At 47.8% G+C, this 16,169-nt stretch carries 16 protein-coding genes; 1 reads left to right on the forward strand and 15 read right to left on the reverse strand.

Translation table 11 applies throughout. From position 1 onward, the window contains the following. From VN379_RS23590 to VN379_RS23620, 7 genes are all read right to left on the reverse strand, one after another. Nucleotides 1–360, reverse strand: a 360-nt coding sequence (locus VN379_RS23590; RefSeq protein WP_325538451.1) for a hypothetical protein, incomplete at its 3' end; no start/stop codon positions are given. 41 nt (nt 361–401) lie between these two features. Next, nucleotides 402–551 (reverse strand): hypothetical protein, encoded by a 150-nt coding sequence (locus tag VN379_RS23595; protein ID WP_325538453.1) that lies wholly within the window; start codon nt 549–551, stop codon nt 402–404. A gap of 131 nt (nt 552–682) precedes the next feature. Next, entirely contained in the window at nt 683–1,309 is a 627-nt protein-coding gene (locus VN379_RS23600; RefSeq protein WP_325538455.1) for a hypothetical protein, read from the reverse strand. Between the two features lie 26 nt (nt 1,310–1,335). Then, nucleotides 1,336–2,016, reverse strand: a complete 681-nt coding sequence (locus VN379_RS23605; RefSeq protein WP_325538457.1) for a hypothetical protein — start codon at nt 2,014–2,016, stop codon at nt 1,336–1,338. Further along, complete coding sequence (locus VN379_RS23610) at nt 2,013–2,282, reverse strand: hypothetical protein (RefSeq protein WP_325538459.1); 270 nt, start codon at nt 2,280–2,282, stop codon at nt 2,013–2,015. The genes VN379_RS23605 and VN379_RS23610 overlap by 4 nt, the downstream gene beginning before the upstream one ends. Next, nucleotides 2,279–2,476 (reverse strand): hypothetical protein, encoded by a 198-nt coding sequence (locus VN379_RS23615; RefSeq protein ID WP_325538461.1) that lies wholly within the window; start codon nt 2,474–2,476, stop codon nt 2,279–2,281. Before VN379_RS23615 ends, VN379_RS23610 begins: the two co-directional genes overlap by 4 nt. A 466-nt stretch (nt 2,477–2,942) precedes the next feature. Continuing rightward, complete coding sequence (locus VN379_RS23620; protein WP_325538463.1) at nt 2,943–3,347, reverse strand: tail fiber assembly protein; 405 nt, start codon at nt 3,345–3,347, stop codon at nt 2,943–2,945. A 7-nt stretch (nt 3,348–3,354) separates the two neighbouring features. Between VN379_RS23620 and VN379_RS25245 the strand changes: the two genes are divergently transcribed. Then, nucleotides 3,355–3,513, forward strand: coding sequence for a gp53-like domain-containing protein (locus tag VN379_RS25245; RefSeq protein ID WP_414715034.1), 159 nt, complete (start codon nt 3,355–3,357; stop codon nt 3,511–3,513). 98 nt (nt 3,514–3,611) lie between these two features. Here the strand turns inward: VN379_RS25245 and VN379_RS23625 are convergent, their stop codons facing one another. The 8 genes from VN379_RS23625 to VN379_RS23660 form a co-directional block, all read right to left on the reverse strand. Next, the gene (locus tag VN379_RS23625; RefSeq protein WP_325538465.1) at nt 3,612–5,351 is read right to left on the reverse strand and encodes a gp53-like domain-containing protein; all 1,740 of its coding nucleotides are present in this window, start codon (nt 5,349–5,351) and stop codon (nt 3,612–3,614) included. A gap of 36 nt (nt 5,352–5,387) precedes the next feature. After that, nucleotides 5,388–12,188 (reverse strand): host specificity factor TipJ family phage tail protein, encoded by a 6,801-nt coding sequence (locus VN379_RS23630; protein WP_325538467.1) that lies wholly within the window; start codon nt 12,186–12,188, stop codon nt 5,388–5,390. Then, nucleotides 12,185–12,580 (reverse strand): C40 family peptidase, encoded by a 396-nt coding sequence (locus tag VN379_RS23635; protein ID WP_325538468.1) that lies wholly within the window; start codon nt 12,578–12,580, stop codon nt 12,185–12,187. The genes VN379_RS23630 and VN379_RS23635 overlap by 4 nt, the downstream gene beginning before the upstream one ends. 76 nt (nt 12,581–12,656) lie before the next feature. Next, complete coding sequence (locus VN379_RS23640; protein WP_325538469.1) at nt 12,657–13,274, reverse strand: DUF1833 family protein; 618 nt, start codon at nt 13,272–13,274, stop codon at nt 12,657–12,659. Between the two features lies 1 nt (nt 13,275). Next, entirely contained in the window at nt 13,276–13,638 is a 363-nt protein-coding gene (locus tag VN379_RS23645; protein ID WP_325538470.1) for a hypothetical protein, read from the reverse strand. Between the two features lie 483 nt (nt 13,639–14,121). Continuing rightward, nucleotides 14,122–14,583, reverse strand: a complete 462-nt coding sequence (locus VN379_RS23650; RefSeq protein ID WP_325538472.1) for a hypothetical protein — start codon at nt 14,581–14,583, stop codon at nt 14,122–14,124. A 12-nt stretch (nt 14,584–14,595) separates the two neighbouring features. Further along, on the reverse strand, nt 14,596–15,309 hold the full coding sequence (locus VN379_RS23655; RefSeq protein WP_325538474.1) for a hypothetical protein: 714 nt from the start codon (nt 15,307–15,309) through the stop codon (nt 14,596–14,598). 130 nt (nt 15,310–15,439) lie between these two features. Continuing rightward, nucleotides 15,440–16,169 (reverse strand): phage tail tube protein (locus VN379_RS23660; protein ID WP_325538476.1); only part of this gene is annotated, 730 nt, incomplete at its 5' end.

The following is a 16,169-nucleotide window of genomic DNA, read 5'->3' on the forward strand; positions in this document are numbered from 1 at the left end:
GTTATCCGGGCTTAGCTGTGCAAGCTCTAGATAGATGAGCTGGCCAAGGGCATCACATTCCTCGATGCCAGTCAACTCCGTTACCTGATTTGTTACAGTCACTGCGGTTTGCACTACCGTCCAGCCAATGGTGAGTTTATATGTATATTCCTGCAATTCTAGGCCCTCTGATTTAGCCCCCGGATAAAGAATAATCAACGGGTACTGATCTGCTGTTGGCGGTATTTTGCCGTTAGTACCGACGAAGATGTTGGGGGCCTTGTTATAATGGGTTGTACAGTAATCTTGTATGGGCTGACTGGCTTGCAAAGCATCCCGCCATTTACTAATAATGTCGCTTAATTTCAGGGTGGGAATCATGGGATTCACTTCCTCTCTTCACTTGTGGTTAGGCCGCCTTATCAGGGACTTGCGGCAGATACTCCCATTTGAACCATTGCGCATTTGCCTGTGTCACCGGTAATAATCCACCAGGCGCAGTTCTCCTCCAGGCATTGACAAAACGACACCAGATTATTCTCTGGTTTAAGACAAAGTAAAGGACAATACATATTTTTCACCTCCTACTCTTTATCCGTACACATATACTAAAAAAGGGTTAGGTACAAATTTAGATATATTCAAACAAAAAATCTTGAAAGTTATTGCGAAAAAGCCCCAGACCAAAGTCCAGGGCTCAGCATTAGAACAAGAAAAACAACCGATCTGTTTTAATCACATACTTAACTTCTCCGCCGACCAGCTTACCGGTGTCTTTTATATGCACCTCGGCTGACATAGCACGATCCTTACTGTAATTTCGCTGAAGCTCCACCGGCATATACCGATCCCGGTCATGCCAACCATAGCCGACTGCCCATTCCCAATTGCGATAGTTATTGACCTTAAACACACCAACATCCCAATTGGTCTCAGGTGTTTTTTTATTATTCGGTACAATTAGCGTACGATCGGTCTTTTCCAGCGCCAAAGGCGGCAGCGTCTTGTCTTGCTGGTTAATCTGTTCAGCTACCGTCTTCGCTGCAGCCTGAACCGTGGGTGCCTGTACAATAAATTTAACTTCTGGCTGTCGCTCTCCGGCTTTGGCTTCGGCAACTGCAGCAGCTAGCATTTCAGCATTTTGCTTACTCAAACTCAACTCATTTTGCAATGAGTTAATATTCCTGGCCTGTTCCTCTGTCAGCACCGTGGCCTGCTGCAGTCGTGTCTTCCAATCTGCATTGTGCCTGTAAAGCAAGCAACAACCTGCTATCACCAATAAAATAACGCCAAGCAGTATCGCCGCCTGGCGCTTAGTTAACCTAAACATATCTTTCGCTGCTCCCTTAAGCGCCGTTATCCTGCGGCGCTATTTTGTGTTAATATGGCTAATGCGTCTGCACATTCATTTACAAACCGATTCCGCAAACCACATACAACATCCCAGCTTCCATTTATCCAGCGTTGCGGAGATTTGTACCAATCATTGCCGTTATCGACAACATTGTCAGCCTCTTCAATAAGAAAACTGTAAATAGCCCGAATAAGTTCAGCGTCAAAATTCGGCGCATCAACATATGACAAGTTTTCATAACCAATAGATTTTACACCTAATTCAAAGAGCTCAACAATATTTCCTGTGCCATATTGTACTGTCCTTGACCAAACGATATCCTGCATGATCGCATGGTGATTCTCAATATTGAAATAGGCTGCCCTGAGTGCAGCAACTGCCGGGTCATAGTAGGCGTACTGAATATAGTCATGTTGAAGCTGCACAAAGCCGCCAGCATCGTTTTCAGCACAATATTTCCAAGTCGCTGAAAACATAGGACTCCCTGCAGGGTGGGTGCTCAGCATGTCACCGTAGGGATGCCCCTGCTCTTTCAACCAACACACAAAACTGTCGACACTACCAGTATTTGTGGCTAATTGGTAACAACCGTATGATATACCACCAGCGTCACCCCACCCAGTCGATACCGTGCCGGGGTTGCCGTTGGATTCATATTTTGCGCTTAGTTCTCCTATTCTCATTCCTGCACCTCCCCTTTACTGTCAATATATTTTTTAAACATATTACCTGCTACTTGCGCTGCCAAAAAGGCCAGCAGCTTTTCCCAATAAGACGTTAAACGCTCAAACCAATCCGGCATGATGGCCAATGTTATTCCCGGTGATAGCAACACAAAAAAAGCCACAACCACGGTCATTACACGGTTGAGACTTACGTCTGCCGGGTCGCGACTGTCAGACAGCACTAGCGGCAGATTAACAATTATTTGGTTTAGCTTCTCAATCACTTTATCACCTTTTGCAGTAAAACTACTAAAACTGCTGTCACTACCCCACTAGCTCCAGCCGCCTTCCAGACTGCCATCTCCAGCTCACGCAGCCGTTTAAAAATATCAGCATCGTTTTTCTCCAGGGTTTCAATTGCTTTACACTGTCCACTATGCTCTAGGCAAACTCCCTCAGGCTGTACTATTTCCCCCACCCCCAATTCTTGTATAAGACGATTGTAATAGTAAGTGCGACAGCTAAAAAAATGACTCATGATTGATTCGTGTGTAAAATGAAGGCAACCACAACATCAATTACACAGAAGAAATCAATCATGAGCTATTCACTATACCACGGTTGAGCATAGCAAGCTAGAATTGTACACGGACAAGGTAACTCAACACGAATTATTGCTTGCGAGCTGGGTCGCTATCTTTGGCCATCGCCCGTGAAATAAGCCAAAGCAAACAGGACAGTCTGTACTTATCTGAGAGAGCATAAGAAAGTTACCCCACACTCCTTGGAACATGATCGCCAGGGCTCGTTGATTCCATAACAGAACATAATAGGTGCTTAACCTCTTAAAGTTCCCGCCTCATGTAAATTAATAACAAGTCAATTGTTTTTTAAAGCATAATAAAAGCCGGTAAAACCTTGATTTACAAGGATTTATCAGCTTTCTATTCTGGTTTTCCAGGCCAAGCCGGGTTATCCGGGTCGCACGTTTCGGGCATATCCCGCAAGGCTTGACGGTATACTTTCCACTCCTCACGCTGTTCATCGGTAACTGGGTAATCCAGCAACATATATTTGTCAGTTTCGGTCAGAAGCCGGTCTCTCTCCGCCCTGATTATGGTCATTTTTTCTTCAGTTGTCGGCACATGGGGCGGCTTTGCGACCGGCTTTTTGTCGGCACCACGGATATACTGGTTAGTGGCGTACAATGCCTGTTCTTCGTCAGTAATGGGGATAAAGCCTTGATCTAAATATGGCTGCAATTCTTCTTCGGTCCTAAAGTGGACATTGAAGGCTATTGACGTTTCGCGTTCACCATTTTCGCGAAATTTTACATAGTGTTTATTCATTTTCATCATCCTTTCTCTTTTTCTCCACTGGGGAATTGCAACCAATACCAATGCTGCTGTCCGGACTGTAGATGTTATGTTCCCAATTATATTTCCGAACGCTGTGCTTAATTTACAGGCAACTTATGTCGCGGTAGACGCTGCTAATCCTGACTTTTACGGATAATACACTAACGACCACTAAAGCAACTATACGGACTTATGGCGGGACAGCCAGCAGCAAACAGCCATATACATTTTATAGTGTTATAGGTTATTAATGTTTTAATAACCTAACGCAACCCATGTTGATTTACTATCTTTTTGCCCTATCACGGCACTTATCATGGTAAAAGCCCAAACTACGGTAAATCCCCCGTTAGTTTGGGCTGCAGCTACAACATTGAGGCAAGCATTTGGAAAGGTAATAGGGAAGGTCACATTGTCACCACTAGTACTAATTCCCCATTGGAGAATTAATCCGTTAGCGAACTTTACATAGCCGTTTTGCGTCAAGCTTGCTGCCACTATGCCGCTGCCTGAAGTATTTACCAAAGACTGTACAAATGAAGTAGTGGCAATCTGAGTATTATTTGTCCCTGCCGCTGCAGTCGGTGCTGTCGGTGTGCCGGTGAAGACCGGTGAAGCGTTAGGGGCTGCTCCTAGTGTGGCCAATGCCGCTGCCTCATTAGCATCATCGAGCAAGGTACGTGCAAATGCGGTTAAGCCTGTGGTTGCAAAAGTATCATTACCGGTTGCATAAATTAATTGATTGGCCGCTGTAACCACTGCCGCCAAGGCTGTTAAGGTGGCGTCTTTAGGCTGTTTCTCAGTATCCAATTCCGCAATAGCGGCTTGCACATTAGTAGCTGCCACCCCTCCTGTAGCTGTACTGGCTATTGCGCTTGCCATATGTGCGCCACTAGCGGCCGCAATGTGGTTTGTTGCGTTGGTTGCCGTTACCGCATTACCGGTACAAGCACCTGACGTTGTTGCCGTGGCAGCATTGCCTGTACAAGCCGCCGCTGTATCTGCCGCAGCTGCATTCGGTACTTTACCGCTTACGGCAATCGTTACCCGGTCATTCGCGGCGTCAGGGGTCAGGGTTATATTGGCACCGGCAAGAAGTTCCAGGGTGTCAGTAGCAGAATCTGCCGCTACCGTAGTAGCGCCAATAAGCACATTGCTAAATGCATTTTGGTTTGTTTGGGCGCCAGTAGCTATACCATTTAATTTAGTTACCATTGCCGGTGCCATAAAGCCTGCGGCACTCGTGGTGGCGTCTGTATGGGTATGCCCGTTAGTTGTTACGGCAATCGTGCAGGCGTCATTGGCGGCGTCACCGGTAACGGTTATCCCGGCCCCGGCATTGATGGTGAAGGTGTCTTGTTTCGCATCGGCAGCTGCTGAAACCCCGCCGGCTACGATAGTGGCAAAAGCATGTTGATTTACCTCTGCGCCTGCGGCGATGCCGTCAAGCTTTACTTTGTCTGTTGCCGAAATAAAGCCGGCGGCACTGGTCGTAGCGGCCGTGTGGCTGTGACCGTCCTGCGTCACGGCGATGGTTACAGCATCATTGGTAGCATCAGGTGTTAAGGTTATGCCTGTGCCGGCCTTCATTTCCAGCCCATCAGCCGCAGCGTCTGCCTGGATAGTGGTAGTACCGACTTTGACACTGCCAAAAGCATTTTGATTTTTTTCTGCCCCTGCGGCTATGCCGTCCAGTTTGCTTTTATCTGTATTGGCCATAAACCCATTGGCGGTAGTTGTTGCTACCGAATGTACGTGAGTGGACGGCGAGTAATATGAACCTGGCTGACCGTTGAGTTTTTCAGCATTTAGACCAACATTTAATGTCCCGTTATTAACCGGGATATTGCCACTAGCATTACCAACAGTTAAATCCTGTAGTTTCCCTGCATTGACAACCTTATCATTGACAATTGCCCTGTCATTTTCCCGGATTTTACCGGGAGCAGTTGATAGATATTCTGTATCGGCCGGACTCGTAAGATCAAGCGCCATGTAATCATCTCCTCTAAAATAATATGCAGGACTAAATTAATAACCTTTTGCAATCCATGTTATCTGACCGCCAACAGCTGCGCCGGCGGTATTTAAAACCTTTACTGTAAAACTGCTTTTGCCGACACTTTGCAGTTCGGCCCGCAGCCCGGCACCGATTGCCGTAGGCACTACCGCCGGATAATCCCAATAGGTATAGCCATAGTTTACTGTAGTTCCACCTGCTGTAATTGCGGCAGTTCCCGCTTTATCAGTATCCGGAACATCAACGACGGCTTTTAGAATATTGACTTCGGGTGTTTGCCCCGGATCAGCGGTAGACAAAAGCACCTTAAAGTCAATGTAGCGAAAAGTAGCAAGCACCGGGCTAAAGTCTGCCCACTCGGTAAAAATTGTTCCATCCTGGCTTGTCCGGAATTGAAGCTTGGCATTAACACCGGCAACATGTAAAACGGTTGACACAAACTGACTGGAGATGTTAGCCGTGATACGCTGACCTAGGTCTTTGCGTACACAGACATATTCACCGGACGGATAATAACCGCCACCCCATTGGTCAACTAAAAAAAGACCTTCATCGGTCTTCTTATAGATACGGGCCCAGTTTAACTCACTCCAGTCCCCCACTGCATAGGTGCCATAGTTAAACAGGTATTTTCCCGGGTCTGTGCCGGTGGCCCCGATAGTATATTCACGCCTGAATACCTGCCATGCAGTTGTCAGGTTCTGGGCTGCGCCGGAAGCGGGAGTCACATTGGCCTGGGCGTAAGCACCATTCTGTCCGGTAAAACCATCACCCAAGGTAAGGGCCTTGCTGCTTCTAGCCGCAAACTCAATAACGTAAACAGCACCATTGCTAAGCGTTTGCGGGAAATCGTAATAAAGGCCGTTGGTACCGGCTACGCCGGCAGTAAGCCGTAAAGAACCATTGACTATCGCCAAAGTCCCAGTGCCTGCTTTTAGCCATTGGCTGCCGATAACACCAGTCTGGAAATTACCATCCTGAATAAGATTAGCGCTTTTAAGCTTGAGCACCGTCTGCCCGCCAACATCACTGAATTTAGTTGTTGGATAATCACTGAACCGGCCTCTCATATTGCTCATATTAATCAGGGACGGTCCAAACTCAGTATTCGTATGGCTACCACTCTGCAAGGTAATTTCATCAAACTCTTCTACTATATTTTTAGGTGGTAAGCCGGCAATCGTCACCTCCGCATTCACAGCTTGCTGCGAGTACTTACCGGCCCGGTTAATGGCTTTAATCCAATATCGGTAGGTTTTTTCAGTATCTACAGGCAGCTGATAGGACAGCGTATTGATGCCTGTGGTTACTAAAGAGCCGTTGTCAAAACTACCTCCTTCCCGGATCTCATAACCTACAACATCGGCTTCACCAATTTTATCCCAAACCATAAGTACGTTGCTTCCGTTTTGCATCGCATACAAGCCATTGACATCATTAGGCTCAATATAGGCGTCAAAATTACATTCGGCAATATCCGATATCCAGTTGGTATGATTGCGTGCTGCCAGCATAAAATGATAGGTCAGACTGACTGGGGGATACCAGCTGGTTTTTGTTTCTTTGGTCTTGGTAATTATCACTGTATCATCATCATCCCAGGTTATACCTGCACGCAGCTCATACTCTTTTAAGTCCTGGTCAGCAATTGAATTCCAGGCGATGCTGATTTTAGTTTTGTCGTTCGGGTCAGTGACTACCGTAAGCCCCGCCGGTGTTGACGGATTCATGCTGAACATGCTGCTGACACCGGTTGGGTTTAAACTGCCTTTGCCGGCCGTGTTAAAGGCCCGGATCCAGTAAGTATACTCGTCCTCAGAGGTGATGTTGGCATCAAAATATAGCCCGGTAATTCTGGTAGCGACAACAGTGCCGGTATCCCAGCTTATCCCCTGGCGGATTTCATAGTAGGAAAAATCCTTGTTCGTCACGGCCGACCAGCTCAGTCGTACCTTCGAATGATCTTGAGCCTGTTGACTCACACTAAACCCGGTCACATCCTGTGGATTTATATTCGGCAGTGCAGTTAATCGCAATACTGGCGAATAATAACCGCCCACGTTTTTTGCGGCTATGCAGAAGTTCAGGGGAGTATTGTTGACAGCAGTATAGCGATAGGTAAGCTCACGGGTAGTGCCAATAAATATCGCCGTGTCCCAATTGGCCCCCTGGCGAATTTCATATAATACTACATCCGCGTCATCTACGGCACTCCAGGCTAACACCTGTATGGCAGAATTATTTTCATCCTGGGTTATAGTGCCGGCAGCAGAGGCATTAGGCTGCAGCCGGACAGTTAAAATTACACTCTTAGCCGTGGCGCTGTATTTATTTGCCGCAGAAATAGCTTTGACTAAAAAAGTTGCTGTTTCTTCTATAGTAGCTGGGTAATCATATTTAGTAGTCTTAACCCCTGTAGCCACTACTGTTGCACTATCCCAAACCGCACCTTTGCGAATCTCGTAACCGAGTAGGTCAGTATCCGGTACCGCACTCCAGGCTAAGTTTACAATGCGCCGGTCCAGAGCATTTTGCATCGCGTTAAACGAGGCGATATCCCCCGGTTCTTGTTTGACGATTGTGGTAATTGTCCGCGGGCTGGAATATTGACCGCCAATGGTTTTGGCGGCAACAAGGAAGGTAACCGTTCCACCGGTCGCTACCGTATATTGACAGGCAGTTTCTTTCGTTGTTGTTATCGTAATACCAGCAGCCCAGGTATTGCCCAGACGAACCTCATATCCAGCCAGGTCGGCATCTGTGACTGCGCCCCAGGCTACCGTAAGCTTTAAACGGTTGTTGGGATCAGCAATAGCACTGCCGGCGCCGGGTATATTCGGTGCTGAAGCAACCACTACATTGTAACTGGCTGCTGCCTCAGAATAAGTGTTTGAGATGTTGACCGCCTTTATCAGAAAAGTTGCACTGCCGCCGGTAAACTGAAGGCTGCAGAAATTACCTTTAATCCGGCTTGCTACGACCGCCGCGGTATCCCAATTTGTACCCTGGCGTATTTCATAATGACTTAAATCGGTATCCGGTACCGCACTCCAGGAGCAGTCCAGCACTCGCCGGTCTGTTGCACTGACGTCAACCGCAAAGTCAGTCACATTCGATGGGCTTAAATTTGCCGATACGGACAGGTTTAGGGTACTGCTAACCTTGTCGGCGACATTCCGGCTGCAAACCATAAAATGATATACACCGCCATCGGTTAATTTATACCGGCAGTTTGTTTCTTTTGTTGTTGTAATTACGGTTCCGTCAGACCATGCTGTTCCCATGCGGATTTCATATTCTTTTAAGTCTTTGTCAGTGACAGCCGCCCAGGAAATTAACAGCACTGATTTATCGTTAATATCCTGCACAATGCTGCCGTTAGCCGGAGTATTGGGACGCAAGTTGATTTGCAGTATTTTGGCAGCAGGCAGTTCACTCCCATACCCGGCAACGTTAAACGCTTTAATTAAAAATGTGGTGCTGCCTTCCGTTGTCAGCGTGTATTCAAACATTGTCGCTTTGAGCTGGGTCGCAATAATAGCAGCCGTATCCCAATCCGAACCTTTGCGGATTTCATAGTAGGAAATATCACTCTCCGCATTGGCCGTCCAAGACAGCAGCAGCCGGCTGCGGTCGGTTTCTTTCTGGACACCATTAAAACCGGCGACCTGTGCCGGTCCAATCGTTACGTTGATAGACGCAGCAGCCGGCACCAGTGATAAATTGCCGGAATTGTCGACGGCCCAGACCTTAAAATTATGAGGCCTGGTTTGCTTTGCCGTATAGGTATATTGGGTGTCGCTAATCGGGGTTGCCGTAATCACGCTGCCATTTTCCGCTAAACGATAGCCACTAAGGTCGATATCTGCTACCGGCGACCAGGACAACTGGACTTTGCTGCAGTTTGACGAATCAATTTTTGCCGTAACCGCCGCTACATCGCTGGGCGGAGCATCTTTGCCACTAATCAGCACCGGCGAGGCTGTAACCCCGGTTGATACAATGCCGGCAGTGTTAATGGTGCAAACCTTTACTAGATAGGTATTTTGGGTTTTAACACCGATGATCGTAGTACTTAACGCATTGATTTTTGTAGTCCATTCGATCCAGGTACTGCCATTGTCACTGCTGTATAATACGGCATACCCAAGAACCAGCTTATTGCGAGGAATACTCCAGGCTACATTCAGGTTGGAAACAATCGTGCCGTCCTTTTGCCGGTAGGTCTCTTCCGCCACACTTACACTGCTGACTTCAGTTGTTGTCTCCAACGCGCTGTAGTTGACTGTCGGTATATCAGTTGCCTCTGTATAAACAGCCTCAATATATTCAATGCAGGATATTTTGCGCCGCAGATCCTGGTCCCGGCTGATGCTGAGCACCCGGAACGGCTTGACCACTTTGCTGGTTTCACCAAAGCTGTATAGATCCCATTGCTGTGGCACATGGGACAACGGACTGGTCAGCGTCACGGTATCTGTACTGATTTCCTGTACCACGCCCTGCACACCGACGGTGACAATGCTTTGGGCTTCCTGAGCTGTTGTGGCTGCCGGGTTGGTAATCTGCAGCGCAACTGTATAAGCTTTGCCTGGCCGTAAGGTTACCTCCCGGTCCATTTGAAGCGTTGTGGCCGTTGCAGCCAGCAGTCGTCCGGAATACCCCCATTGGGGCACATCGTGCGCCAGCAAAACGACGTCGTTAATCTGACAGGTAATCGCATCAATGTCCGCACTGTGTTCGACTGTCCGCTGCAGGTATTGATTGAGCCGCAGCCGGTATTTGGCTTCCCGATACGCCTGGGCAACGGTGGTGACACCATCAAGGGTAATCTGGGTGATGTTCGGCTCGGTCGTATTGTCATAGTCGTCGGCGTAAGCTGTGATCACTTCCTTTTGATAGGCTTTGTCTTTGTTGACAAACGTCGCTTCTATCGCGTTGGCCCGGTCCTTCAGGCCCACAAAAGTTTCCTGGAATTTATCGGTGAGAATATTGCCCACTGTAAATAGCTGCACCGGTTCGCCGGGAGCATCACAGACACAGCCGTACCGGGTTCCCCGCATGATTACCTTGCCGCGACCGACACTCTCCGGCTTTTGCAGCGAGGTCCATAGATCGGTAGCCGTATTAAAGATATAGTTAAAGGTCAGGTTCTGGCTGTCGCAAAATGCCGCCCAGCGGGCAAAATCCTGATAGACGGCCCGGGTAGCCGGCGTACCCTTAACACTAAACTCCGGATAGCCGGTATGAATGTTTTTAATTTGTCGGCAGCGGTGGATCATGTCATAGGCCGCCCAGGCCGGATTAGTAGCCGGCTTTTGTTCGTACTGGCCGGAATCGGCATTCCATACCCATACCATGCTTCTGGTTTGCAGCCAGGTTATGCTTGGCATGCCCCCGCTCAACTGGTTGGTGGCCAGGGCCTTGATGCCGACAAGTACCTTGCCCGGACGGGCAAAGTCGTCATAAATAATATTTGACATCTGGGTCCAGAACACGCGGGTCGAGTAGCGGTTACTAGTCCCGCTCTTGGCAATGCATTTAACTCGCACCTCATATTGGTCAGACGGGAGATTATCGACACGATAGGTGCGGAAGAAAGAAGTATTCTTTGTGGCTTCAATTTGCAAGTTGATATTTGGAGTTACATGGATTGTAAAGGTATCGCCAAGCTCAAATCCCGAACTGTTCTCACCCCTGTACTCCGTAATATTAAAGACTATTAGCCCGTTATTGTAGTTTTTAAAATTATGGGCATTGAGTTTTACACCGGATACAGACCCGGATACACTAAAACTGTCATGGCCAACATAGGTAATAGTCCATGTTTCTGTCGGCGCATCGGAGCTTACTGATATCATTTTTAAATTCCCGCTAAAGTTCCCAGTTACTGTCCACGACATTCCGTCAGTTAAATTGCGCCAATTACCTTCCCCAACCTTACGGTATTGCGTTTGCAGGGTGACCGCTGCATTTCCCAGGCCACCGCTGTCCTTGGCGTAGTATAAGCCGTAAGGAAACTCAAGTGTTACTTCTAGGCCTTCCAATGCATTCCCCGCGGTTTGCTGTGTGACCCAGGTGTCGTCGCCGTTGATTTCGTAAGCCAAAGCCTGATCAATATAGGTGTCGTTGAAATTGGCGATGGCCGTCTGGTCATTGTCACCCAGCCGGGTTTCGATAATAATGTCTTTGTAGTAGGAAATGGGGTTGTCATTGATCCGGATGTCGCTGATACTGTCAATCAGTCCTTCGCCTCCGCACAGCAGGAGATTGAGGTATTGATTATCGCCATCACTGGACACATGCTGGGCGAGTACCTGTCCGGCTGTCCGCATGGTACCGTAGGTTACGGCCAAGGCATTGCCCTGGTCGGTCAGCGGCTGGGCATTGCTCCAGTTGTAGGACGGGTTGATTTCGTACCGGTCAGCCTTAGCCGCCGGGAACCAGTGATTGATGAGGGTGCCGCCGATCGCGCTAACAGCGCCAGCGGCCATTTTTGCCCAGAATTTTCCTCCCAATGATGCTGAAAAATCGCCAACAGCAATACTCAGGGCAATGGAAGCTATAGCCCTAAACCAGGCCCTGCCACTTTTGCCTACAACCGGGCAGACGGCGAGCCAATCCTCATCATTGACATGCTGCTCTTTGTCATTGTCAACGACATTGCCGCCAATGCTGACAACGTATTCATCCAGCCCCATGATGTAGGGCTGAATATATTCATAGGCTGTTTTGCCGGGAATGGGTTCGCAGGTATGAATTTCCTTATCGGTATGGTTGAAGGGGTTTTTCAATACAGTGATTGTAATCATTGTCTCACCTCCGGTACATAGAAGCCTTCAATGCGTTTTGCCCAGGCCGGACTGTCGACACGGTCGATGTTTACGCCAATCCCCTTGCGGGTGTGGATAAACCGGCCCTGGCCGATATATACCCCCGTATGGTCACAGTAGACGGTAAACCGGATTACGACAAGCGCCGGTACCGGGATTTCCTGTTCACACCGGCGCCAGCCTGCCCGCTGCTCTTCCACTTCGCTATGAATCCGGCTGGCATCTTCACACGATATTTTGTAGTCAGGCAGGTTGATCCCATAGCGCAGGAAGACTTCCGTGGACAGTCCCCAGCAATCGAGCCCGACGGCAGGATCACGCCCGCCGTCGATAAAGGGCAGGCCAATTAAGTCATTAAGTTGTTTATTCATACTCCCCCCAAATAAAAAATCGCCCTGCGGCGATTACGTTACCCAACCTTCTCTTTAGTTCCATACAGTTCGAAGCTTACGCGTACAGCCCGCCTTCCGGTATGCTGGGCTCGCCCCCGTAGCGTACCGAATTACCCCGGTCACGACAGGACTGCAGCGTGCCGTCGCACGGCGGCAAGGTGCCAGCATACCCGCACTCAATTCCCTTATATTGATCCCGCCAGGCGCAAAAGCTCTTCAATACCCGCCGAAACGGGAACCGGAGCTGCGTGGAGATGTCAGAGCCCAGATAAAAGGTAACCCATTGGCTGTCACAGGTGGTTGACTGGACGGTAAAGATTTCTTCCAACTCGGGCAAGGCATTGTCAAGATGCTGGGAATGTATTACCCGCAGCGTTACGGTAGTACCGGTCAGACCGTTGTTTTTTTCCACATAGGCCTGGACAATCTGCGTGATATTGGAGACCTGCAGCGGTATTGCCTGGGGTTTGCCTTTGTTGTCTTCGGTGATTTCACCGAGCTTAAAGTTAAAGGCGGTCCAGGTATGGCCATTCCATTCGATATCTTCATTATTGCGGATCAGTCGCAAGGGTTCTCCAGAATCGGGAATAGCGACTTCTACGAGCAGCAGCCACACGCCGTCACCGGCAAGCTGGCTTTTTTCCAGCATGCCGGCCACTGAAAGATTCAGCATGTTACACCTCCTGGATTGTCAGGGTACCGGAATAGTATCCCGGCGCCGACAAGTCGAAACTAAGGTCCTCGCTAGTAAAGCGGACGGAAAACAGCTTCCCTGAATATGGATCATTGGAAACTGTCGGGTAATACCAGTCAAAGGCCCTACTGCCGCCGCAAACTGTGTTGCGGTAAAACTCACGCAAGGTTGCGAAATCGGCGGCAGGCAAAGCCGTCCATTTCAGGACAAAGCTCTGGGGTACCCGGGTAAATCTAGCCCGGGAAACCACCAGCCCATTTTCCATTTCTGATTGCAGCGAAGGGTCTTTGATCTTGGTGGTGAAGGGGTATACCGGTTGTTGGATATTGGGGAATTGAGCCATGTTTTTTACCTCCTATAATATAGCTTTTTGAATTTCACATTCGTGGCGTAAGTAGCGGGATGAACCCAGAACATAGCGTTCCACGATTACTACCAGCGGAAGATTCAGGAAGTTAAGACCAAGAAGCAGGCGTTAGTCTGAGTGATGCGCCGGCTGATCAACATCCTCTACAAGATGATGAAGCACTGAACGTCCTACGTTATGCCGGACCTGCCAGAGAAAGAAGGCCGGGTGATGGAAATGGCAGCCTCTGCGAAATGCTGCCATCGTTTGGTTATTTGTGTTGTCGTCTGGGAAGGTCAGGATCGTCACTTGACGCTCCGGGCAATACTGATGCTTTGCTAGGCCAGTGAGGGTGACTGACTGCAGAGTCGAAATGATGCAGTCAGATTTTTTACGTTTGGATGAAACAATGTGATTAGTGATGTCGTAACTTACTGCATCTTATTGAAATTTTTTAGTCAGATTGTAAGCCAGTGCTCTTCAACTCCTCTCACAGACTTGAATACTCTTAAAGCCAACTCTAAACGCCAGCATTTCCGAAACAAAATCCAAGAATTTCATTTCAGTAGACTTCGAGTAGACTTCAGCGGTTGTTCCATCCTGAAAATCAAGTACTAACTTTGCTGGTTCTGAGTCAGACACTACACCCAATACCTTCCGTTCTGCCACTCCTAACTCTTTGATAGCAATACTATGGATGCTCCCGAAATCATCGTTGGGATCTGTTTTTAAATTACTACTGTTTACACTTCTATAGTATTGAACCCCATCGAAAATCATCTCAAGCTCTACAAACTTTTGTTCAAATAAATTCACCTGATGGCATCTTGGGTGATCTATACTCATTCTAGCATCTATATAAAGAGTCAATTTGCATTCAGTTATCCTATAGTCTATTGATAGTAGGTAACTTTCCTCGAAGGAATACCAGTTTAAATTCATATTATTTCTCCTTTACTCTATATCAAAATCTATTGGTGTGTGGTTATCCGAACTTTTCCGGGTTACAGGATTCCCCATCGGATCTATCCTCTGACCTGAAGCATCTTTTATCTCTACATGAGGGTTTTCACTCCCAGGGGCTCTAGAGCTACCTTGCTTAATTGTAATCCGTTCGACCCCACTTTTATCCACCCACTTCTCAGGTCCAGTTTCAGTTTTCAACTTTGTCCATCCCTGTGATTGAGCGTATTCTCTTAATTCAGAAGCCTTCATTATTTCTGATGTCTCTCGTCCAAAAATGTTTTTAGCTTTACTCGACACCTGACTCAGCCTCATTCCCACAACCTCAGCATTACTTCCTGCCACAGGAGTACCGAAAATCATGGTGAATTTTGCAGATAAATTATCTGCATAAGCTTGATGGATGTCTTGCTGTTGATAGAAACTGTATAAATCATCAGGATGAGGATCGCCTGCAGCGTTTACCCTCCATAATATTCCGTTTGGATTATACGCTAATGTATATCCATTTCGGATATCTTGGTGATTAAGTGTTGCATGAATAAACGCAGGATTTTGAGGACCTAATATATACTCAAATATACGCTCAGATATACTCTTAACTTTGATTCCGAATGTATCATTCCATGTAAATCTGGGTGCTGTGACTTCCAATGCGGGCAAGGGAAAGTCGGGTACTTCATCTATATTACTTTCATCACTCATTTGTTCAACTCCTCCCTGCACAATCCTCCTATCGCACCAAAGTCCTTTCCATATGGTTTTAGGTAACCATATAGAAAGGACTCTTTTGGGGTGATATTTTATAAAATTCTAGGCTTTAGAAGAATTCTTCCTATACTGTCGCATATGAGGCATAACCATTGACCAAAGTTGCAACAATAGCACTACCGCCGGCTCCGCTATCGTAAAATGCCTTAAAGGGCAGATTGATATAGATCCCTTTTTCGCTTTCGATACCGGGTGAGGTTTGCTGAAAAATGACCTCTTCCATAAAAAACTGCAGGCTGTGGGTGCCGCTGGTGAACTTGAACTTCAATGAGGATTTCGTGTTATTAACCGCCTTATTCAGTAGCACCGTATCGGCGAAAAACGCCTTGATACTGCCGGACACCTGGAGGATACCTTCAGGCAAGTCGGTTCGACAACCATTGCCACCAATGGTATAGGTATTGCCGTCCAGACCGAAATCAGCGTTCAGGCTTGCCTCGGTCACAATCGCCAGTTGCGCTCCTGCTTCCTCAATCGTTCCTTGAAAGTTACTAAATTTCAGGAGCGGGAGTGCGGTCAGGGGGGACGCAAAGGACGTTGCGCCAACGGTACGTTTGGCGCCAAGAATGTCAATATTGGCAGTTAATTCGGTATCACCGCCATAGGTAAAGGAGAATTTGTTGACTTTGCAGCCGTTAAACTTTTCATAGGCTGGAATATCCGGATATTGCTGTTCCAGCACCAGCGAGGGCTGGCTCTTAGTTACTCTAAATACATGGGTGTAAGGATCACCGGAGCCGGTCGTGGCCGGATTGCCAAACATGGCCCTCAGCCAGAAACCAATACCGGTTTGA

It is taken from the genome of Sporomusa sp. (genome assembly GCF_035561255.1).
GTDB lineage: Bacteria > Bacillota > Negativicutes > Sporomusales > Sporomusaceae > Sporomusa.

Excerpts from the sequence above, each read along its gene's own strand:
- VN379_RS23595 (WP_325538453.1), bottom strand. The coding sequence starts at position 551 with ATGTATTGTCCTTTACTTTGTCTTAAACCAGAGAATAATCTGGTGTCG.
- VN379_RS23600 (WP_325538455.1), bottom strand. The coding sequence starts at position 1,309 with ATGTTTAGGTTAACTAAGCGCCAGGCGGCGATACTGCTTGGCGTTATT.
- VN379_RS23605 (WP_325538457.1), bottom strand. The coding sequence starts at position 2,016 with ATGAGAATAGGAGAACTAAGCGCAAAATATGAATCCAACGGCAACCCC.
- VN379_RS23620 (WP_325538463.1), bottom strand. The coding sequence starts at position 3,347 with ATGAATAAACACTATGTAAAATTTCGCGAAAATGGTGAACGCGAAACG.
- VN379_RS23625 (WP_325538465.1), bottom strand. The coding sequence starts at position 5,351 with ATGGCGCTTGATCTTACGAGTCCGGCCGATACAGAATATCTATCAACT.
- VN379_RS23630 (WP_325538467.1), bottom strand. The coding sequence starts at position 12,188 with ATGATTACAATCACTGTATTGAAAAACCCCTTCAACCATACCGATAAG.
- VN379_RS23635 (WP_325538468.1), bottom strand. The coding sequence starts at position 12,580 with ATGAATAAACAACTTAATGACTTAATTGGCCTGCCCTTTATCGACGGC.
- VN379_RS23640 (WP_325538469.1), bottom strand. The coding sequence starts at position 13,274 with ATGCTGAATCTTTCAGTGGCCGGCATGCTGGAAAAAAGCCAGCTTGCC.
- VN379_RS23645 (WP_325538470.1), bottom strand. The coding sequence starts at position 13,638 with ATGGCTCAATTCCCCAATATCCAACAACCGGTATACCCCTTCACCACC.
- VN379_RS23650 (WP_325538472.1), bottom strand. The coding sequence starts at position 14,583 with ATGAATTTAAACTGGTATTCCTTCGAGGAAAGTTACCTACTATCAATA.
- VN379_RS23655 (WP_325538474.1), bottom strand. The coding sequence starts at position 15,309 with ATGAGTGATGAAAGTAATATAGATGAAGTACCCGACTTTCCCTTGCCC.